General features: G+C 56.8%; 16 protein-coding genes. 7 read left to right on the top strand and 9 right to left on the bottom strand.

Features of this window, described 5'->3' with window-relative positions; translation table 11 throughout:
* Positions 1-26 precede the first annotated feature (26 nt).
* From CPH17_RS06355 to CPH17_RS06340, 4 genes are all read left to right on the top strand, one after another.
* Positions 27-626, top strand: coding sequence for a glycosyltransferase (locus CPH17_RS06355; protein WP_157742941.1), 600 nt, complete (start codon positions 27-29; stop codon positions 624-626).
* Positions 616-1,890 (top strand): exopolysaccharide biosynthesis polyprenyl glycosylphosphotransferase, encoded by a 1,275-nt coding sequence (locus tag CPH17_RS20190; protein ID WP_096298664.1) that lies wholly within the window; start codon positions 616-618, stop codon positions 1,888-1,890. The genes CPH17_RS06355 and CPH17_RS20190 overlap by 11 nt, the downstream gene beginning before the upstream one ends.
* Before the next feature lie 239 nt (positions 1,891-2,129).
* Positions 2,130-3,404 (top strand): O-antigen ligase family protein, encoded by a 1,275-nt coding sequence (locus CPH17_RS06345; protein ID WP_096298662.1) that lies wholly within the window; start codon positions 2,130-2,132, stop codon positions 3,402-3,404.
* 846 nt (positions 3,405-4,250) lie between these two features.
* Positions 4,251-5,249, top strand: a complete 999-nt coding sequence (locus tag CPH17_RS06340; protein WP_096298659.1) for a LacI family DNA-binding transcriptional regulator — start codon at positions 4,251-4,253, stop codon at positions 5,247-5,249.
* A gap of 65 nt (positions 5,250-5,314) precedes the next feature.
* Here CPH17_RS06340 and tal read toward each other — a convergent pair whose 3' ends face one another.
* From tal to CPH17_RS06305, 7 genes are all read right to left on the bottom strand, one after another.
* The gene (gene tal / locus CPH17_RS06335; protein WP_096298657.1) at positions 5,315-6,268 is read right to left on the bottom strand and encodes a transaldolase; all 954 of its coding nucleotides are present in this window, start codon (positions 6,266-6,268) and stop codon (positions 5,315-5,317) included.
* Positions 6,269-6,342: 74 nt separating this feature from the next.
* A complete protein-coding gene (locus CPH17_RS06330) occupies positions 6,343-7,074 on the bottom strand; it encodes an SDR family oxidoreductase (protein WP_096300904.1) in 732 nt (243 codons plus the stop codon).
* A gap of 9 nt (positions 7,075-7,083) precedes the next feature.
* Complete coding sequence (locus CPH17_RS06325) at positions 7,084-8,625, bottom strand: FGGY-family carbohydrate kinase (protein ID WP_096298655.1); 1,542 nt, start codon at positions 8,623-8,625, stop codon at positions 7,084-7,086.
* Positions 8,626-8,680: 55 nt separating this feature from the next.
* Positions 8,681-9,661, bottom strand: a complete 981-nt coding sequence (locus tag CPH17_RS06320; protein ID WP_096298653.1) for an ABC transporter permease — start codon at positions 9,659-9,661, stop codon at positions 8,681-8,683.
* Positions 9,658-11,160 carry a sugar ABC transporter ATP-binding protein gene (locus CPH17_RS06315; RefSeq protein ID WP_096298651.1) on the bottom strand — a complete coding sequence of 501 codons (1,503 nt, stop codon included), beginning with the start codon at positions 11,158-11,160 and terminating at the stop codon, positions 9,658-9,660. The genes CPH17_RS06320 and CPH17_RS06315 overlap by 4 nt, the downstream gene beginning before the upstream one ends.
* 61 nt (positions 11,161-11,221) lie before the next feature.
* A complete protein-coding gene (locus CPH17_RS06310; protein WP_096298649.1) occupies positions 11,222-12,160 on the bottom strand; it encodes an ABC transporter substrate-binding protein in 939 nt (312 codons plus the stop codon).
* 164 nt (positions 12,161-12,324) lie between these two features.
* Positions 12,325-13,053, bottom strand: a complete 729-nt coding sequence (locus CPH17_RS06305) for an SDR family oxidoreductase (protein WP_096298647.1) — start codon at positions 13,051-13,053, stop codon at positions 12,325-12,327.
* A 425-nt stretch (positions 13,054-13,478) separates the two neighbouring features.
* Between CPH17_RS06305 and CPH17_RS06300 the strand changes: the two genes are divergently transcribed.
* The 3 genes from CPH17_RS06300 (at position 13,479) to CPH17_RS06290 (ending at position 18,531) form a co-directional block, all read left to right on the top strand.
* Positions 13,479-14,918, top strand: coding sequence for an MBL fold metallo-hydrolase RNA specificity domain-containing protein (locus CPH17_RS06300; RefSeq protein WP_197703527.1), 1,440 nt, complete (start codon positions 13,479-13,481; stop codon positions 14,916-14,918).
* Positions 14,919-15,189: 271 nt separating this feature from the next.
* Positions 15,190-17,031 (top strand): hypothetical protein, encoded by a 1,842-nt coding sequence (locus tag CPH17_RS06295; protein ID WP_096298643.1) that lies wholly within the window; start codon positions 15,190-15,192, stop codon positions 17,029-17,031.
* A gap of 15 nt (positions 17,032-17,046) precedes the next feature.
* A complete protein-coding gene (locus CPH17_RS06290; RefSeq protein ID WP_096298641.1) occupies positions 17,047-18,531 on the top strand; it encodes a hypothetical protein in 1,485 nt (494 codons plus the stop codon).
* A gap of 81 nt (positions 18,532-18,612) precedes the next feature.
* Here CPH17_RS06290 and CPH17_RS06285 read toward each other — a convergent pair whose 3' ends face one another.
* Positions 18,613-19,791 carry an MFS transporter gene (locus tag CPH17_RS06285; protein ID WP_157742940.1) on the bottom strand — a complete coding sequence of 393 codons (1,179 nt, stop codon included), beginning with the start codon at positions 19,789-19,791 and terminating at the stop codon, positions 18,613-18,615.
* Between the two features lie 15 nt (positions 19,792-19,806).
* Entirely contained in the window at positions 19,807-20,739 is a 933-nt protein-coding gene (locus tag CPH17_RS06280; RefSeq protein ID WP_096298637.1) for a hydroxymethylglutaryl-CoA lyase, read from the bottom strand.
* Between the last annotated feature and the right edge of the window lie 10 nt (positions 20,740-20,749).

Raw genomic sequence — 20,749 nt, 5'->3', positions numbered from 1 at the left:
ATACCAACGGTATTGATCTGCCGTTTGTGGAAGCGGTAGAGCAGGGCGCGTTTGACCCAAACCAAACGATTCCTTCACCCTCCCAAAAACCGCTGCAGGTACTGTATGCTGGTAACTTAGGTGTTGGTCAAGCCATTGAAGATATTGTGCCACAGTTGGCCCAACGCTTGGGCGACCGGGTCAAGTTTCGCATTATCGGCGGCGGTGCGGGGGCAGATGCACTGCGCGAGCGGGTTGCGGCAATGGGGCTGGATAACGTGGTTGTAGAGCCGCCAGTTTCTCGCGAGGCGTTAATTGGCGCTTATCAAGCAGCCGATGTGCTTTTTCTGCATTTGAATACGCTACCTTCTTTGAATAGCGTGCTGCCATCTAAACTGTTCGAATATGCGGCTACGGGTAAACCGATATGGGCGGGGTTGCCGGGGTATTCTGCGTGCTTTGTACAGCGTGAAATCGAGAATGCGGCGGTGTTTGAGCCTGGCTCGGTGGAGAGTGCCGTTAAGGTACTGGAGTCATTAACAATAGGGATTACACCTCGCCAACGGTTTGTCGCCAAATGGCGCAGGGATAAGATTATGGATGCCATGGTGAATGAGGTGAAGATGTTGGTGAATCATGAAGCGTGAATATCAACGTCGCCATTCACGTTGGTATGAGCTACTGCTGTTTAGCTTGACGTTCCACCTGGTGGTGGGGATGTCATTAGCACTTTTATTACCAGGTTTGGAGCGCTGGGGCTGGGGGTTTTGGGAATATCTGCCGGATGTACGTCGTAATACGCTAGTGGCTATCGGGCTTGCGTTTATTGCATCAGCATTAACCTTGCGGCGTATGTCGCGCTTTCCCAGAGCCCAGTTGGGCGCCAACATCATGCCTACGGTCTCGGTCGCGTTTTTGGTGGTGGTGGCTATTTTGTTTTTTACCCGCGAGGGGTACACCCGTCAGGTAATGTTGAGCGGCTATTTAGTTAGCTTGGCGTGGTTTTATGTCGGTTATTTTTTAGGCCGGCGCTTTCGTAATTTAAAGTTTGCCGTGGTCCCGTTTGGAGATACTCATCGCTTGCGCGGTAACACCAAGGTAGATCTTCGTGTGCTGGAGTCCCCCAGTCTGATAGGGTTGCGGGTTGATGGGGTGATGGCAGATCTGCGCGCTGAGGATTTGCCCCCAGAATGGCAGAAGTTTCTGGCTACCTGCACGCTATGCCATATCCCCGTTTATCACTCACGGCAGATATCAGAGACTATCTCCGGTCGTGTGCAGATTGACCGCCTCTCGGAAAATGAATTCGGTAGCCTGTTGCCACCGCTGTTTTATGTGGGCTTTAAGCGGGTGATGGATTTTATTTGTGCTGTGCTTTTGCTCCCTGTATTGCTTCCCGTGCTACTGGTGATTGCTTTGTTAATTAAGCGCGATAGCCCAGGGCCGGTGTTCTTTATGCAGCCGCGAGTGGGCTACCGCGGCCGCCCGTTCAACATGTTCAAGTTCCGTAGCATGTACCACGATATGAGTGGGGAGGACTTCACCATTTCCGGTGATGACCCGCGCATTACCCCCTTGGGGCGTGTGTTGCGGCGTTACCGGCTGGATGAGTTACCCCAACTGTTTAACGTGCTGAAAGGCGAGATGAGTTTTATCGGCCCACGGCCGGAGTCGGCTTCGCTTTCCGAATGGTACGAGCAGGATGTGCCGTTTTTCAGCTATCGCCATGTGGTGCGGCCAGGGATCACTGGCTGGGCGCAGGTAGAGCAGGGCTACGCGGCGGAAGTGAACGGCATGACGCGCAAGCTGCAATACGATTTTTATTACATCAAGCATTTTTCGTTGTGGTTGGATGTGTTGATCATTCTTAAAACCGTACGGATTTTGTTTACCGGGTTTGGGGCGCGTTAGATTTGCGTTTTGTGGCGGGATAATTGCTGATCGCTCAACAAGTTGTGCTCCTACGAACCCCGCTTGCACTTGGTTTTGTGGAAGCTGCCAGCTTGATAGGCGCTAGGCTTGTCGGGCGATGGGTTGTCTGTAGGCGATAGCTGCGTTGGTTCGATGTTTGCTGATCGCGCTATGAATTGAGTTCTTACTCAAATTTTACCTGTGGTAACATTCCGCGTTCAAATAACGCTTGTTTTGGAATGTCCGTGAACCACTCCCCCCGTTTGAATTCCCTCCCTGTTTCTTCTCCGCTTTCGCTGTACACGTCACTGGCTGTTTTTCTGCTTTGCGCTATCGCGTTAATTGCGCCTACCGGTTATTCGCTGGGCGCGTTAATGCTGTTTCTGGGTAGCGGTGTGTTGCTGGTTAAACGCCCGTCGCTGGGGCTTTCTCGCCAGGATGTGTTGGTGATGATCGCGATGGCGGCGTTTGCGCTGGTGGGCGTGCTGGAGGCCTGGTGGGATGGCCAGGGCAGCAGTGGGGCGGATAAGCCGATACGCTTTTGGTTGGCGATTCCCGCGTTGCTGTTAGTGATCGCTTACCCTCCGCGTTTGGCCTGGTTATGGAGCGGTATTGCCTTGGGGGCCTTGGGTGCCGGTAGTTGGGCGATATGGCAGAAGTTCGGTATGGGCGTGGTTCGCGCAACGGGGCATACGCATACCATCCAGTTTGGCAACCTGAGCATGCTGCTGGGTGTGCTTTGCCTGGCGGCGTTGGGGTGGGCATTCACGCAGCCGCATCGGCGCAGGTGGGTAGCGTTTTTTATCGTGTGTGCGCTGTTCGGGGTGCTCGGGTCGCTATTTTCCGGTAGCCGGGGTGGCTGGGTAGGCATTCCATTCGTGCTGCTGGTGTTATTTCGTGCTTATGGCCCTTTGATGTCCAAACCGCTGGTCGCGGCGATGGCCATGGTGGTGATTGTCGGGGGTGTGGGTGTCTATGCCGTGCCGCAAATTGGCGTGCAGGCGAGGGTCCATGAGGCCGTCGAGCAGGTGCAGAACTACGTAGCGGGCGATAGAAGCCATACATCCGTCGGTGCGCGGTTTGAGATGTGGCGCGGCGCAGGGCATTTGATTGCTGAAAAGCCAGTCGTAGGCTGGGGAAGTAACGGCTACCGCGAGGCGATGCGCCAGTTGGGTGATGAGGGGATCATTAATAAAAAAACAGCCTACCGCTATGGCCATGCGCACAATGAATTTATCGACAGCTTTGCCAAGCGTGGGTTGATTGGTTTGGCGGTGCTGCTGGCTGTTTACCTGATCCCCATGCGTTTTTTTATCCAGCAGCTGGGCGCGAAAGATTTATCGCTACGCGCTATAGCCACTGGCGGAACGTTACTCTCCGTTACCTATATTGATTTCGGCCTGACCCAGAGCTTTTTAGCCCATAACAGTGGGGTGATGATGTTCGCGTTTTTGCTGGCGGTGTTGTGGGGTGTGTATAGCCGCCAGAGAAAGGAGCAGCCCCATGCCATGTAAAGGAACAGCTTTGTCGGGTGAAGGGGCTGGGTGCAAGAGTTGATTGTCTGTGGCGGGATAATTGCTGATCGCTCAACAAGTTGTGCTCCTACCAAAACCATGTAGCTAGCCCAGTGGCTGCTTCCAGCCCTTGTAGGGCCAGACTTGTCGGGCGAGGGGGGGCAGGTGATGATTTTGGTGGCCGGGTGCTTGCTGGTTGCTCAATGAAATGCTTCCCTACGATACCTACCTGCACCTTTGATGACCTGGAGTTGAACTTTGATTTCGATGATTAAACTGAAAACAATGCTAAAGATGATGTTTTTCGGCGCCGCCGCGATGCTGTTAACCGGCTGTGGTGGGGTGCCGTTCGTGCCGCTGATTTAGTGGCGAGATCGTTGCTGATCGCGCAACAAGTTTCGCTCCTACAAAACCCACTGACACCCAGCTTTTTAGCTGGGTGTTTGTTTCTGTGGTAGATAATTGCTGATCGCTCAATGAATTGAGCTCTTACGAAAACCTGCTGTATGCACTCAGCCTTGTAAGAGCCCGACTTGTCGGGCGATAGCCTTGGGTGGTTCTATCACTGCTGATCGCGCAATGAATTGCGCTCCAACGAAGCCAAAAATCACCACCGACAGCCGGTAGAACGGGGCTCATTGTTATTCTTTAAAATAAAGCTCTGTATTGGTATCCAGTCTCTTCCATCACCACAATTGCTGAGCATACTGTAGAATGGATAACCGTTCGTGGTTGTTCCTTACGCCCACTGTGCCTTCTGTTTGCAAACGTGAAGGGCCTATAGGTCAATATGGCCTAACGTTTTGATTATCCTATGTACCTGGAATGTTGATATACGAGTAGTACATGACTAAACGCAGCCAAGTAACGATCACCGATATCGCCAAACATGTGGGCATGACCAACATGACGGTGTCGCGTGCATTGAAAAAGCCTGAGAAGGTCAGGCCAGAGACGCGTGAGAAAATACTTGCTGCGGCAAACGAGCTGGGCTACGTACCGAACGCCTTCGCCAGCCATCTCCGAAGTCGCAAGAACCGGCTCATTGGCCTCGTGACAGCCAGCGTGGATAATCCCTTTTACAGTGAGGTGATCAAGGCAATTTCACGTGCGGCCAAGGAGCATGACTATACTATCATGCTGATCGACACCGATGGCTCGCCGGAGCTTGAGGAAGTGGCGATCGATACCCTGCTCAGTTATCAGGTGGCGGGTATCATTCTGTCGCCAGTCTCTGACGATGCCAGTTATCGCCCTGTTTACCTTGAACGCCTGCGTAATGCCAACTTGCCGGTGGTGATGCTGGATCGAACGCTGAATGTAACAGACTTCAGTCGTGTGGTATTGGACAACCACCTTGCCGGACGATTGCTTGGCGAGTTGTTGGTGAAGAAGAGCATCGAACGAGTGCTGACATTAACAGGACCACGCGGCTCACAAATCACACGGCATCGGCTAGCTGGCCTCAAAGAGGCTTATGAGGAAGGGGGCGTTCCTTTGTCACTGGAACAACGTCCAGGAGACTACACCTTACAGCCGGCCTATCGAGACATGGCCGCCCATCTTCGCCAAGGTAAGCTCCCCGACGCCGTATTCGGTTTCAACCAGTTGATCACACTGGGCGCGATGCGGGCACTGCACGATGCACATGTATCACGGGATGATGTCCTTGTCGTAGGCATCGATCGACTTCCCTATGCCGATATTTTCGATGTATCGATCCCCTGTGCGGTGCACGACACCTATCAGTTAGGGCATGAAGCATTTCGACTGCTCTTCGAGCAAATAAATGACCCCACGGCCGATGGCCGTGAGCTCACGATTTCTGCCACGCTGATACAGTAAGTCGTCTGGGAAGTTAACGTGGTCGGCATGCCGCATCCCTCGATATACCCATCGTTTCTACTGAATCACAGGGCAGCCAGGCGTTCGGCAATCTGCTCTTCAAGGCGCGACTGGTCATCGGCGAAACGGCGGATACCCTCGGCCAGCTTGTCATTGGCCATAGCGTCCTGATTGTGGCCCCAACGAAAAGCAGGCTCGTTGAGAGGTGTTGGCCGTGGGCCGCCATTGCGTGTCAGAAGCACATTGGGCTTCACTTCGCCCAATGTCGTTGCCAGTTCTTCGAGCAATACCGGCGAGATGGTCAACCGTGGGCAGCCGGCGAGTGCGAGCACTTGGTCGGCGGTGCGGAAGCTTGCGCCCATTACGACGGTATCGTAACCGCCTTGGCTAACCCGCTCGCAGACGCCACGCACGAACTGCACGCCTGGGTCGTTTTCGGGGGTGAAATTTTGCCCGGTCTCCTTTTTGTACCAGTCGGTGACGCGGCCGACGAAGGGAGACACCAGGAACACGCCAGCATCGAAACACGCCTGGGTCTGAGCATCGCTGAATAGAAGGGTCAGGTTGCAGTTGATGCCTTCTTTTTCCAATACTTCTGCGGCGCGAATACCCTCCCAGGTCGAGGCTAACTTTATCAATATTCGCTCTTTTGCCACCCCCCGCTTCTCGTAGAGTGCAACCAGCTCGTGCGCCTTGCGAATGCTGGCCTCGGTGTCGAAAGACAGCTTCGCGGCCACTTCGGTTGATACGCGACCAGGGATAAGCTTGGCAATCTCGCTGCCCATGGCCACGGCGAGGCGATCCACGGCATGTTCTGCCTGCTGATCGCGGGTATCGGCTTTGACGGCAGCGAGTTCCTGATCAATTAATGCTTGGTAACCCGGTAGTTCAAAGGCCTTGAGCAGCAGTGACGGGTTGGTCGTGGCATCGTGAGGTTGGTAGCGCTGAATGGCCTCCAGGTCACCGGTGTCGGCGACCACCATGGAGTGCTGGCGAAGCGCATCGAGCTGATAGGTCATGGCGTTTCCTTCACTTTAATCTATGTAGAAAGCATCTATGTAGAACGCATCTATTTGGTACCCACAACTTGGCACTAGTGAGACGTGAAACCGCCATCAATCGGCAGGGTAGCACCGCTGATCATTGATGCTGCCGAGCTCAGCAGGAAGGCGACCGGTAGCGCAACTTCACGAGGGCTGGCAAAGCGTCCCAAGGGAATGGCTGCCAACATCGGGTCGCGCTTGGCGGGGTCTGCCCAGGCGCGTTCGGCCATCGGGGTCAGCGTTACCGTCGGGTTGACGCTGTTGACGCGTATGCCCTTAGGGCCAAGTTCGAGACACAATACGCGCGTCATGGCATCCATGGCCGCCTTGGACGCGCAGTAGCCGAGATGCCCCGGCAGGGCGGCCATGGCCGCCTGACTGGAGACGTTGACGATACTGCCCTGGCGACCATTCGCAATCATGTGACGTGCGGCCTCCCGGGCGACCACGGCACTGGCGGTGACATTAGTGGCCATGATTTGCTCAAGGTCTTTCGCTTTAACGTCAAGCACGTCGTCGAGGATCGAGATGCCCGCACAGTTGACCAAGCCATCAAGTACAGGCATCTCAGCGAAGGCCGCGGTGACCGCCGCTTCATCGGTAATATCGACGGCCAGGGTAAGCGCCCCCAGCGATTGCTCCAGTTCGGCGAGAATGTCTCGATTGCGGCCTATCAGCACCAGGTTAGCGCCCAGCTCAGCAAGGGTCTTGGCAATCTCGAGACCGATGCCGCTGGTAGCGCCCGTGACGAGAATGCGTTGATTCTGCAGTTCGAAATTCATGGAATACATTCACTCGCTCAGTGTGTGGTTGGTATTGAGCCGATGCATGATCGGCTTGAGCGTCGGATAGAGCTGGCAATAAAGTGTGAAGAGTTCATCGTATCGACAAGCCGTCGTCTCGCATGGCGTGGCGCGCTCAACGAGGGTGCCATGCTGTAGGGGCTTGGCGAGGTCGAGCAAACCGCAAGCCTGACCGGCCAGCAGTCCAGCACCTAGTGCTGCCTCAACGCTCTCCCGGTAGGTGTGGACTGGCATGCGGGTAACGTCGGCGATGATTTGCATCCATAGATCCGACTGAGTGGCACCGCCGACCACGATCAGGTGGTCGTCGAGGGTTACTCCCTGCCGTGTGCCCGCTTCTATGTTATGCCGTAGAGCGAAGGTCACGCCTTCCAGCACGGCTCGGTAAAGATGATGGCGCTGGTGATAAAGGCTGAGCCCGATGAAACCTGCGCTGGCGTGGGCATCCCATACGGGACTGCGTTCGCCCATCAAGTAGGGCAGGAAGAGCAGGCCATTGGCCCCTGGGGGAAGTTCGCGCGCGGGCGGCTCGAGACGTTCAAAGGCACTCCCGCTCTCACCGGCGGCGGCCTTGTCCTCACCACAGAAGGTATCGACGTACCAACTAACTGAAGCACCCGCAGTAAGGGCACCGCCGAAGGTGTAAATATCCCGATCGCCGTTCAGCACATGCGGCATGCTGATGAGCCCCTCCCGGGCATCGACGCCTCGATTGATCACCCCCCAACACATGCTAGTGCCTATCATGGCGACGTGGTTGCCTGGACGGGTCGCCCCTGCCGCCAGCGTGGCCATCGCCGCATCGACGCCACCGGCGACCACGGAGATACCGGCGCGCAGGCCTAGTGATTCGGCCAGCGATGGCACCAGGCCGCCTATTGACGCTCCTGAGTCCACCAGCCGGTCCGGCAGTTTGTCTCTATCGAGACCCAGCGCATCGAGCATTTCCGTCGACCATGCGCGTTTCTCCAGGTCGTAGATGCCACCGATATTGCCGGCCGAGCTGTGATCGATTGCGATTTCGCCACTCAGGCGGTAGTTGATGTAGCTGTTGGGCGGCAGCAAATAACGGGTCCGCTCCCAGACCTCGGGGCGCTCGGCCTTGAGCCACATCATCTTGGTGAACCCGTAGTAGCTGTCCACGCCGTTGCCGGTGATATCCCCCAACCGGCTCAGGTCGAGGTGCTCCTTCACCCACTGCACCTGAGCCTCAGCCCGACGGTCCATCCATATCAAGCAGGGATATACGGGTCGGATATCAGCGTCGACCGGGATACCCGAGCCGCCGTAGAGGCTGCTGACACATAGACCTTTGACATGCTGAGGGTCGACCTTCGGGTCACCCAGGCAGTCGCGAAGGCAGTCGAGCACCGCCTCCCACCACACATCCGCCCACTGTTCAGCCCAGAGTGGGTGCGGAGTGTCAACGCGATAACCTCGGCTATGTTCGGCGAGAATCTGGCCCTTGCCATCGAGCACGAGAGCCTTGGTGCTCTGGGTGCCGATATCGATACCGATCACAGTTTCCATACAGCTCTCCTTTTCCCAGCGCGGGGCTGAACCTCGCTAAAGCGTATGTCGGGATTCAAAGCGTGCGCTTGCGGCTGATATAGATCGCCAGCAGGATGATCAAACCTTTGATGACGGTCTGGAGGTAGGGTGACACCCCCATTAGATTGAGTCCGTTGTTGAGCACACCCAGCAGCAAGGCGCCAACTAACGTACCCAGGATCATGCCGCGCCCGCCGGTGATGGCGGCGCCCCCCAGCACCACAGCGGCGATCGCATCGAGCTCAAAGCCAACCCCGGCATTGGGCTGACCGCTCATCAGTCGCGAGGTCAAAATCAACCCGGCGATAGCTGCCGTCGTGCCGCTCAGGGTGTAGACGAGTAGCTTGTAGCGCGAGACTCGGATGCCGGACAGTCGGGTCGCCTCCTCGTTGCCGCCGATGGCATACAGGTAGCGACCGGTGGCGGTATGGCTGAGCAGCACATAACCAACGGCATAAACGGCGATCATGATCAGAATCGGCGTCTCGATGCCGACTAGGCTGCCGCGTCCGAAGAAGGCGAAGCCCTCCGGCAGCCCAGAGATCGGATAGCCACCGGTGTAAATCAACCCTAGGCCCCGGGCGATGCCCATGGTCGCCAAGGTAACGATGATCGGGGGCATACCGACGAAGGCGACGAAGACGCCATTGAAGGCACCGAAAGCGGCACCTACCAATAGCCCGAGCACGATCGCCAGAGACGGCGGCAACCCGGCCACCATCATACCGGCCATGAGCGTTCCCGATAGGGCCATCACTGGGCCGACCGATAAGTCGATACCGCCGGTGAGGATGGCCAGGCTCATGCCTACCGCGATAATCGCGATGATCGACGACTGGCGCGCCAGGTTGGCCATGTTGCTTCCTGACAGGAAGTTGTCATTGATCACCGCCATAGCGATGAAGACGACGATGAAACCGATCAACGGGTAGAAAACTGGAGTGCGGCGCCAGCGGGCCAGTCGCATCTTGAGTGACTGACGGGCGGTGCCGGGAGTAGATGCTAGCTGGTTCATGCGCTGAGTCCCCCCGTAGCATGGTGCATGATAGATTGTGAGCTGAGATTTTCGCCTTTGAGTTCGGCAGCGATCCGGCCTTGATAGAAGACCGCGACTCGGTCACACAAACCGAGGACTTCGGGCAGTTCTGAGGAGATCATGATGATCGACACACCTTGCGCAGTGAGCTCCTTCATCAAGGCATAGATTTCCGACTTGGCCCCAACATCGATGCCGCGGGTAGGTTCATCGAAGATCAACACCTTGCACTGGTGGCCTAGCCAGCGGGCGATAACCACCTTTTGTTGATTGCCGCCGCTAAGGTTGTCGACCGGCGTTTCGGGGCTAGGGGCTTTAACCCGCACCGAGGCCATCAGGTCGGCGGCAATACTTGACTCCTTACGGCGTTTGATAAAAGGCAAGGCACCCTGGAATTGCGCTAGGTTATTCAGGGAGATGTTATCGCGGCAAGAAAATGGCAGGACCAATCCTTGGGTCTTGCGGCTTTCTGGTAACAACCCGATTCCATGCTTAAGGGCGGTTGCTGGGTGACGGAGCTTGATCGGCTTGCCTTCCATGTTGACCTTTGCATGCACGGGACGCGTCGCACCGATAAGTCCCATGGCCAGCTCCGTGCGACCTGAACCCACCAATCCAGCGAAGCCAAGAATCTCACCACGATGAAGTTTCAATGAGTACTCGGGACCCTCGGGATCGAGGCGCAGGGCCTCAATGTCCAGCACCACGTCGGTGTGGTCGGCATCGCAACGGTATTCGGGGAATAGGTTCTCGACTCGCCGTCCGACCATCCTTTCGATCAGATCATCGGGGGTGGTCGATGCGGTATCACAGTCATAGACCTTCTCACCATCACGCATCACGGTGACGTGATCGCAGATGGTGAAGATTTCTTCCATGTGGTGAGAGATAAACACCATGCCAACCTCTTGCTTGCGCAATTCGCGCATGATGCTGAACAGGTAGTCGGCTTCGCTAGGCGTTAAGGTGGCTGTTGGCTCGTCAAGTACGAGAATGCGTGCATCCAGCGATAGTGCCTTGGCAATCTCGATAAATTGCTGATCGGCGACGCTCAGCTCAACGATAGGACAGTCCAGGGGGATAGTTACCTTAAGACGCTCGAACAAGCGCTGAGCTTCGGCGACCATGCCACGTCGGTCACGCAGCCCTAGTCGGTTGCGTTTTTCACGTCCCAGGAAAATATTGTCTACTGCGTCCAAATCGGGAATCAGGCTGAACTCTTGGAAGATGATACCGATGCCGGCGTCGAGAGCATCTTGATAACCGTGGAAATCGCAGGTCTTGCCATCAATGATGATCTCTCCTTCATCTTGACGGTAGATGCCGCAGAGAATCTTCATCAGCGTCGACTTGCCAGCCCCGTTCTCGCCAAGTAGGGCATGCACCTCGCCAGCGTTGAGATCGAGCGACACATCTTGCAGGGCCTTCACCCCGGGAAACGACTTTGAGATGTGCCTCAGGGAAAGTAATGGAGTCATGGAAATACCCTCATGTGCCGCCTGGAGGCGGCACACGTTGTCAGCGTCAGTGGTATAAGGTTTACCAGCTGAAATCGGAGGCTTTATCTCGGTCAATCAGCTCGACATCGATGGGGATTTCCGCGGGTGCGGTGTCAGCGCCCCAATGCTTGGCCAGTGCCAGGCCTAAGCCCACTCGCACCATGTCGGCGGGGTATTGTGCCGAGGTGGCGATGAACGGAGAGCCTTCCTTCTCAATCTCGGCGACAGCCTCGGGGTGGCCATCGACGCTAACCAGTTTGATATCATTGCCGCTGGAGTTGATGGCAATCAGGGCACCCAGGGAGCCGATGTCGTTGACGCTGAATAGGCCGTCGAGCTCTGGATTGGCCTGAATCATGTTCTCGGTCACGGACATGGCGTGAGTACGTTCCTGGCGACCATTCTGCTTGTCGACGACCTCAATGCCATCGTATTCCGCAAGCGCATCGTTGCAGCCTTCGATACGTTCAAGGATGGGCACGACGGGAATGCCATCCAGTAGCGCCACCTGACCTTCTCCGTCGAGTTCCTGGGCCAGATAGTCGCAGGCTTTATAGCCGGCGTCGTAGTTCTTTGAACCCACGAAGCCGTCCACTGGCCCCTCGGCCTGAGCGTCAATGGCAACCGTGGTGACGCCGGCTTCCTCAGCGGCCAGCACCGCCGTTTCGACACCCACCGAGTCGGCGGGGTTGAGCAGCAGGATATCGATGTCTTGCTGGATCATATCCTCGACATCGCTGACCTGCTTGGAGACATCGTGGCGGGCATCGGTGGTGATCACTTCGGCGCCAATGCTCTCCGCGGCGCTCTCGAGTGCCTCTTGCATGGTCACAAAGTATTCGTTGTTAAGCTCCTGAAAGGACATGCCGATTTTAAGGTTATGCTCATCGGCCGTTGCGGTTCCTGCTGTCAAAACGGTGGCGCAGGCGGCGACAAGAGCCGTCTTGCGGAAAGGTGCGGCGATATCATTAATTTTCATGGTTGGCTCCAGATTTGTTGTTGTGGCATTGCAAGGTGCAAATAGAGCTGACATTTATTGAAATGTTAACGTCAACATTAAAAAGCTAGAAGAGTCCTGGTGACAAAGCAATAGCACTCAGACCAATGTCTACTAACGCCTAGCCTGTCTCTCTGAGGTTTACGTTACATATCGAAATTGCTTGGCAGGACCACCATGTCACGAATGGTCACGTTGCGAGGGCGAGTCAGCATGTACATGACGGCATCAGATACATCCGATGGCTCAATAATGCTGCCTGACTCTTTCGCCTTGCGCAGGTTTTCTTCTGGCCAGTCCGCTAGCAAGGCACTGTTGACAGGGCCAGGTGATACAGAAGCCACACGGATTCCATGTTTCAAGACCTGGCGACGCACGGTCTGGACGAAATTGTTCATGGCCCACTTGGAGGAGGCGTAGACCGGCTCCCAATGGACAGGGAAATGCCCAGCTACCGAGCTCGTCACCATGATGTCACCTGTTCCGCGTTCGATCATGTGTGGCAAGACATTCTGTACGTTCTTCATCACGACGCTGACATTTAGACTCACCATTCTGTCAATGGCACCTGGGTCAGCGTCAAGCAAGTCACCCCCGATATAGCTACCAGCATTGGCGTGGAAGATATCGAGTTGGCCGGCTTTCTCCAGGATTTGTGACAGCAGCGTTGCGCAGTCCTTAGGATCGAGCAAGTCCATGACCAGAGGAATCGCAGCATCGCCCAATTCCTCACAGATTGTCTTCAGTGCGGCCTGGTCCCGGTCAACCAGCACGACGCGAGCGCCTGATGCGATCATCGCCTTTACAGTCGCAAGCCCTATTCCAGACGCCGCGCCGGTGACGGCGGCTACCTTTCCTTTCAATTCGTTAGCCATCAAATTCTCTCCTTTTAATTGTCTTTTGTAGTCAAAGCGAGTTGACGTTATACAAATATTTGTACAGCGGGGGAGTGCTGATGTTTCTTGAATGTTAACGTCAACATTAATAAACACTAGTCGCCCACCATGGGCAAATCAATGGAGGGTAGACCAATGTCTAGCGTAGTGGTCGAGGCGAGGTGATCATCAATAATTTCAGGAGTGACGTCACCCCTACGAAACCTACTTAATGCACCCAGCCTTGTAGGAGTCAGACTTCGTCGGGCGATAGCCTTCGGTGGCGGGATAATTGCTGATCGCTCAATAAATTGAGCTCTTATGAAAACCTCTATGCGGCTTCTAAAAGCGTCTGGCTCAGTCAGGCGCTTTTTTATTCAATGTGATAAATTTTTATTTAGGAATCGATAGATAAGGACATGAAGATGCAAGCGCAGGGAACGTGGCCGGAGATACGTCATCACGGTGGGGCAGGCGGGGTAACGGGTAGCTGTCATCAATTGATGGCGAGCAGTGAGCACTCGCTACTGGTGGATTGCGGGTTGTTCCAGGGGGAAGACGCCGCTGAGGATAGCCTGGCGCAGCTTGAAGTGGGCTTTGATATCAGCACGCTGAAAGCGTTGGTGATTACCCATGTGCATATCGATCATGTAGGCCGGTTGCCGTACTTGCTGGCAGCGGGCTTTAAAGGGCCGATTCTGTGTTCCGAGCCTTCCGCCGTGCTGTTACCGCTGGTGATTGAGGATGCGTTAAAAATTGGCTTTACCCGCAATGCGCGGTTGATCGAGCAGTTTCAGGCGCAGCTTGAAAAGCAGCTGGTGCCGTTAGCCTATGGCAAGTGGCACACGGTGGTGGATGATCAGGCGCTTAGTATGTGGGTGAAGCTCAAGCGGGCCGGGCATATTCTGGGCTCCAGCTATGTTGAGGTGGCGCTGAATAGAAAGGAGGAAAGCACTAAAAGGCGGGTGGTGTTCTCAGGTGACCTGGGCGCGCCGTATACGCCGCTGCTGCCTGCACCAAAATCGCCGTATCAGGCGGATGTGCTGGTGCTTGAGTCCACCTACGGTGACCGCAACCATGAAGGCCGCCGCGAGCGCGGCCAGGCGCTGAAAAACGCTATAGAGCAAGCGCTGACTAACCGGGGAACGGTGATTATCCCTGCGTTTAGTATTGGTCGTACGCAAGAGTTGCTATACGAGCTGGAAACCATCGTGCATGCCGCGCCGCCATCGTCTGATTGGCGCTCGCTGGAGGTGATTGTCGATTCGCCGCTGGCGGCCCGCTTTACCCAGGTGTATCGCCAATTAAAACCGTTCTGGGATGCTGAGGCTCAACGCCGTTTGCGTTCAGGCAGGCATCCGCTGAGTTTTGACAATGTGTACACGGTGGATGAACACGACACCCACGAACAAACCGTGCGCTACCTGGCCGAAAGCGGCCGGCCGACGGTGGTGATTGCCGCTAGCGGCATGTGCGCGGGCGGGCGCGTGGTGAATTATTTAAAGGCGATGCTGGGCGACCCGCGTCATCAGGTGCTGTTTGTGGGTTATCAAGGGGCGGGTACCCCAGGGCGGGACATTCAGCGTTACGGGCCCGAGGGCGGCTGGGTGGAGCTGGATGGCGAGCGGGTGGATATTCGTGCTGGCATTACCACCATCAGCGGGTACTCGGCCCACGCCGGGCAACGCGATTTGCTTAATTTCATCAAACGCATGCGCCGCTGGCCGCGTGAAGTGCGTTTGGTGCATGGCGATGACGATGCGCGCCAAGCGTTGAAAGCGGCCATTGAGGCCATGGCCCAAAAAGCTGGGCGGCAGATCGAAGTCGTTTTGCCTGCGTTGTATGAGCCGTCGTTATATGAATAGGGTTTGGTGGCTTGATGATTGCTGATCGCGCAATGAATTGCGCTCCTACGAAACCCACCTGTAATTAGTTTTGTGGCGCCTCCAATCCTTGTAGGCGCAAGGCTTCGTCGCGCTATGCGGTGGCTCGTTCGCAGCCTCGGAAGGTGAGGCGGCGTCATTACAAGTATTAGAGAATTGAGCGTTGACCACCTCAATAAAGGCGCCTAGTTTTTTTTAAATCTAACGGGTGACCACTGCTCTAGCGATCCGAGCTTACGAGGGTAGGAAAACCATGCATTGGATTTTAAATAATACCTTTCGGTTTATCTCCTTACCTCTTTTGCTCTGCTCTGCAACAACTGCCTTTTCTCAGGAATCGGCTAGTGCCGCAGACGTACTGGATATAGAGGAAATCGAACGCATCGCTGATATCGCACGAGCGGGTAGCGACCCTCGAATAACGGCGAGCCTTGCCGATCAAAGTGGGCGAGACGAAAATCGCACGAACGCCACCCCGCCGGTTTTAGTATCCATCCAAGGTGATCCGGCTTTTGTCTACACTCGTGGCGCTAATTACGATGTGCCTGAGGGGGAGCCGGAATTCGTGATGCGTTGCCGCGGCGACGGCATCATTGACCTGACCAGCGTCGTCTCTCAATTGATGGATGACCCCCTGGAACTGCGCCCGGATGACGAGTATTCGCTCAACATTCGTCCCTACGGCCAGACCCTTGAATTTTCGATGCCGGTGGCGCTGGGGGAGCGCTTTTCCAGTGATCGGCATGTCGTTCGCGTGTCCGGATCGGCGCGCGCTGATGCCTCTTTCTTTACCCGCTTGAAGGGCACGACCAATTTTGCCTATCAACTGAAAAGAAACGGCGCGTTCTTGCCGATGAGCGGCGGCTTGGATTTCAGCACGTTTCGTGCGGATGTGGGTCCGCTCTTGGAATATTGTCGCGCTGGCAAGCCGAATCCACTGGAAAGCATTGATCTCGACGAGATCGTGACCGCAGAGAATAATTCAGGGCCGGTTGAGACACCCACTGGGCTTGACCTGTCATTCCTCGACCAGAGCAAAGCGCGGGCAATCCAGCGGATTTATGAGGGCCGCCGGGCGTCCTCGGAGTCGTCGCTCCGTGCACGAATGCTCAACTATCTTGCCTTCCATCTTGCTTACTGGCAGAGCTGTGCGTCGTCCACTGACGAGCCGATGTCTTCCTACACGACGACGCCTCTCACAAACGTTCAAACGCTGAGTATCCTTGATGACGATTTTGCTCCGTTTGTCCTGACGGCTTCCACCTATGAAGATGTCAGCAAAGCGATATATGACAGCGAGCTGCGTAACGATTTTTCGTTCAGCGTTTTGTCTCAGCGGTTCGATGAGTTGCTTCAGGAGCAGCAGGCAGGTTTTATCGATGTGTTCACCCACCACGGCTGCTCGGGAGGCGTTTTTGACAGGCTCCGGCAGAATATCCGCAAAGACCTTCCTTGGTACGATTACAGCGACGGAGGCCGTGATGTCGTTGTAGATTTTGGAGGGCGGCAGTTCGACCTGTGGCTGTCACAACCGATCGACATCGCGCAGGCTCATCCATCCGGTGCAGAGCCTGCGCCGACCCCCGCGCCTGCGGCGATACCTTCTCAGCCTGAACAGGTGGCTGGTTTGGGCATACCCCAGGCGGCAGGTCGTTTCACACCGAACGCCCAGGATATCCAGAACGCTATTCAGGCAAATGTGGATGTCGCTTTCAGTCGGCTTGATGCGATGGGCGACCAGTGCAATACCTATCGCCGTGACAACAACCCTGTGGCCGCGATGATGTGCCTGTTCTCCGGAGGCGGTGCGATGAACTCAAGCACCGGCAATATGCGCATCACCTCCGTGAGCCTGGATCATTGCGTGCGAATGGAAGACCCTGACATATCGGCCTATTGCCGGTACCGAGCCGACATGTCGATGACGGGGTCAGGCATGATGGGGCAGGTCGCATCACTGGTGAACGCGGCAAGCGCTTTCAATCAGTGGACCTGGGCCTCGTTTCGACAAGACGGGCAGACCTGGCAACTGGTGGAATCATGGGACGATTGCCGCATCGACGACGATCTCTTGCGATGCACCAGTCGACGGTAGACGGGGAGGTTTGCCATGCTCGCTTCACGATCGCTTCTCCCTATCCTTGCTATCGGGCTGGCTATGGCTCCAGTCCCTGCGGCTGCCTTCTTTATCGGCTTCAGCCTGCCGCCCCCTGCGATCCAGGCAAACCTGGATATTCCTTTCTTCGAGGAGAGTGCAGCCGAACTTGTCCTTCGCTTCAATCCGGGGTCTGATGCGATTGCGGACCCGGCGATTCGGGATGTCGTCGCGGCCGTCATGCTGTTGGGTATCGCGGACGAGGTGATTTTTCCGCGCACCGCTGGATCAACGGACCTTGAACTTTCTGCACCTGCCTTCACGGGGCCGATCATGGAATACCACAAGGCCCTTGTGGACTTCGCCGGCCCGGACGCCTCAATCGAAGCACTTGCGGAAGCTTCTGGCATGATTCCTGGAAACGACATCCCGGTGCTGAGTAGCCTTGATCCTGCGGCCATGGCGGGGGTGGGGAACGGGCGGGCGGTGTTGCGGCAAGGTTTTCGGCGGCTTACCGAGGCCGGTTACACGCTGGGTAGCGGAGCACGGCTTCTTACGCAAGATGGAGCGCCGGTCGAGCTTGATATCACCATAGCGGGGCCGTTTTTAACCCTTCAACAACGCAACGCCCTGCGAGCGGCGACAGAGAACATGATGCGTTTGGGGATCACGGTTCGGATGCGAGAGAACGCGAATCCCGATACGACCACACTATTGAAGGAAAGCGACGCGATAATCTCGCTGCAAGACTCCAACCTTTACGAATCGCTGCTTGGGTGGGTGCTGAGGCTGAATTGGGATAATACACCCGTCGACGCTTTTATTGAGGGCTTACCTAAGCCGCTCAGTTTTCATCAGGAACTCACTGTTTTTACGCTTCTTGACGACTATCTCACTGCCATGGGCTATGCCGTGTCGCTGGCCCATACAACGCCTATAGTCGACTACTCCGATAGCGCAGAGCGTGCGGTGCTCTGGCGAACGGCGGAAACACGTGCCTATCTTTCGAGGGTATGCGGCAAAGACTGGCGAGGCCTTTTTACCGGTTATACCGAAACCGAACTGGTGTTCAGGAGGCAGGATCACCCCCTTGTCATGTATCTGCCCAAGCAGGGTGGGTCGGGCAGGGATCTGCGGGTGGCGCTGTTGGCGACTGAGGAGCAGGTCGGCATCTCGGATCAAGGCGTCGTGCGGGTACAGTCTATCGACATTCCGGTCGAGAGACTGGGGCGCACCCTTGTCTTCAAGGATCCTGCTGCGTATCTCGACTTCGCCAGGCGGGTGAACCTTGAGCCCCCAAGCGACGGCGTCACGACAGTTCCCATGCTTTACCAGGCGAGTATTGATGGTGAGTTACGCACGCAGCAGCCTGTGCAGGACGATCTCATTAGCGCTGATGCCCTGGTTGACCATGAGTTGGCGGGTGTGCCGTTATGTGCCGCAAAAATTTATGACGGCGACGAGGCCCTCACCTTCAGCCGCTTGGCGTCGGTTGAGTAGCGTCCAGGCCGGGAGCTTGCAACGTCAACGCGGATATCAGCGGAGGCGGGATGATTGCTGATCGCGCAACAAGTTGCGCTCCTACGAAACCCGATCCATGCATCTGGCTCGTCTCGCTTGATGGATGAGCCAGAGTCCCGCTACCGAGATGCCAGCGAGGATAGCGAAGACGCTTGTATAGTCACCAACCACGCTGTGGAGGAAGGTAACCATAGGCAAACCGAGCAGAACGCCGCCATAGGTGAAAACCAGGCAACCGCCTGCGGCATCGGCGATGCGGTGGGGCGGGGCCAGTTGGGTGATTTCGGCCAGGAAGACGCCGTTCCAGCCCAACGACGAGAAGCTCAGTAGCCCCAGTAGTACAATGACCAGCCACTTGGGCCAGGCCGGGGTCATGGTGGCTACCAACAGGGCTGCCACGGCGGTGGTACAGGCGATGATAGCAAGTGCCATCAAGCGGTCGCCCAGCCGGTCTCCGATCTCACCCCAGCCAATGCGCCCCACCACGCCGGTCACCTGCACCCCGGACATGACCAATCCCGCCTCTACCAGGCCGAAGTCCAGATCCTCCACCAGCAGCGCCACCGTAAATGCCGAAACCGAGAGCTGAATCGCCGAGAAGCACAGGCTAAGCAGCGCGACGTAGCGCAGCGACCGCTGCCGCCATACCACGTCGAGTCCGGAGAAGGGCGTTGCCAACCACGATGTGTCTGGGTCTCGCTGGTCATCCCAGCTCTCCCGCCGCCATTGCAGGGCGACAATGCCGAGCAGGGCGATGGCGCTGAGCAGGAGCAGCCCGGCCTGCCAACCCACCACCAAGGCCAGCACCGGTGCGCTGGCACCGGCGATCACACCGCCCAAGGGCACGCCCGACTGTTTCAATGAGAAGATCAGGCCGCGTCGCTCAGGCGGGGTGAAGCGCACCAGCAACACTGAGGCGGAGGGATTGGTCATCCCGTAACCCAAGCCGGCAACGAGGGAGGCTAAGGCAAAGGTCGGCAAGGTCGGCATCGCCATCATGGCGGCGCCACCGCCGAGCAACGCCAGGGAGAGTTGGCTGGTGCGACAGGGCCCTAAACGTCGGGTGAGCGGTCCGCCCACCAGCGAGGTAAGCATGGCGCCGGCGAAGATTAGGCTCACCTGCAAACCGATAGTGGCCGAGGAGACGCCCAGTACACCAGACAACTCTGGGGCGATGGCGGCAGGGAACAGCGCCACCAGCGAGGAGAAGGCGAGCACCAGCGTGGTCGACAGCAGCACGATGATCGGCACGGTTTAGCGCATCCGTTCTCGCGGCACCTGGCGCAGGTGGCTGGCGGTCTGGCCGCCGGGCAGGGCGGCGATCAGGTCGGCCGCCACGAGCAGTTTTGATAGATCAATCCCCGTGGCGACTTTGCCGCCCTGAAGGGCGTAGAGCAGATCTTCGGTGGCGGTGTTGCCAGTGGCGCCGGGGGCGAAGGGGCAGCCTCCAAGGCCAGCGCAGGCGCTATCCATTGCCGTGGCGCCATGATGTATCGCGAATAGTGCGTTGGCTACGCCCATGCCGTAGGTATCGTGGCCGTGGAAGGCCCATGCCAGCCCTTTGCCGCCATGGCGTTCACGCAGCTGGGTGAAATGTTCAGCCACCTGATAGGGGCTGGCTCGGCCGGTGGTATCGCATAGTGCCACTTCCATTGGCAAGCCGTCTGCCAGGCGAGTGGCCTGGCTGAGGACGCGGTCAACCTGCTGCCAGTCGATGGTGCCTTCAAAGGGGCAGTCAAAGCAGGTGCCGAGGTCGAGACGTAACCGGGTCCCTTCGGTCTGACGCAGGCGCTCTGCCACTCGGCCAAGATCCTCCAGAGACTCATCGACGCTTCGTCGTACATTGCTGCGGTTATGGGACTCTGAGACCGAGACCACGTAGACGACCTCGCGTATGCCGTGCGCCAGGGCCAGCTCTGCTCCCTTTAGATTAGGCACGAGCGCCGAAAGGCGCAGTGCTGGTTGGTCGGCGAAGGCCTCGATGAGTTTGCCGGTGTCGGCCATCTGGGGGATGGCCTTGGGGCTCACAAAAGAACCGATTTCGAGGCGGGTGATGCCAGCATCGACGAGGGCTGAAATGCAGCGCTGCTTATCGATGGTGGGCAGCGGGTCGCGGATCGACTGGAAACCATCGCGGGGAGCAACCTCAACGATTTCCACGTTTGCCGGAGGGGCGAGCAGAGTCATGGGAGCGGTC

The sequence above is a fragment of the Halomonas sp. hl-4 genome (assembly GCF_900215475.1).
Lineage (GTDB): Bacteria > Pseudomonadota > Gammaproteobacteria > Pseudomonadales > Halomonadaceae > Vreelandella.
Note: the sequence above shows the minus strand (reverse complement) of the source record. Positions and strands in the feature narration are given on the sequence as shown.

Coding starts and splice junctions, on each gene's coding strand:
- CPH17_RS06330 (WP_096300904.1), bottom strand. CDS start 7,074: ATGAATTTCGAACTGCAGAATCAACGCATTCTCGTCACGGGCGCTACC.
- tal (WP_096298657.1), bottom strand. CDS start 6,268: ATGACCTATCAGCTCGATGCGCTTCGCCAGCACTCCATGGTGGTCGCC.
- CPH17_RS06310 (WP_096298649.1), bottom strand. CDS start 12,160: ATGAAAATTAATGATATCGCCGCACCTTTCCGCAAGACGGCTCTTGTC.
- CPH17_RS06290 (WP_096298641.1), top strand. CDS start 17,047: ATGCTCGCTTCACGATCGCTTCTCCCTATCCTTGCTATCGGGCTGGCT.
- CPH17_RS06315 (WP_096298651.1), bottom strand. CDS start 11,160: ATGACTCCATTACTTTCCCTGAGGCACATCTCAAAGTCGTTTCCCGGG.
- CPH17_RS06300 (WP_197703527.1), top strand. CDS start 13,479: ATGCAAGCGCAGGGAACGTGGCCGGAGATACGTCATCACGGTGGGGCA.
- CPH17_RS06295 (WP_096298643.1), top strand. CDS start 15,190: ATGCATTGGATTTTAAATAATACCTTTCGGTTTATCTCCTTACCTCTT.
- CPH17_RS06340 (WP_096298659.1), top strand. CDS start 4,251: ATGACTAAACGCAGCCAAGTAACGATCACCGATATCGCCAAACATGTG.
- CPH17_RS06305 (WP_096298647.1), bottom strand. CDS start 13,053: ATGGCTAACGAATTGAAAGGAAAGGTAGCCGCCGTCACCGGCGCGGCG.
- CPH17_RS06320 (WP_096298653.1), bottom strand. CDS start 9,661: ATGAACCAGCTAGCATCTACTCCCGGCACCGCCCGTCAGTCACTCAAG.
- CPH17_RS06325 (WP_096298655.1), bottom strand. CDS start 8,625: ATGGAAACTGTGATCGGTATCGATATCGGCACCCAGAGCACCAAGGCT.
- CPH17_RS20190 (WP_096298664.1), top strand. CDS start 616: ATGAAGCGTGAATATCAACGTCGCCATTCACGTTGGTATGAGCTACTG.
- CPH17_RS06345 (WP_096298662.1), top strand. CDS start 2,130: ATGTCCGTGAACCACTCCCCCCGTTTGAATTCCCTCCCTGTTTCTTCT.
- CPH17_RS06280 (WP_096298637.1), bottom strand. CDS start 20,739: ATGACTCTGCTCGCCCCTCCGGCAAACGTGGAAATCGTTGAGGTTGCT.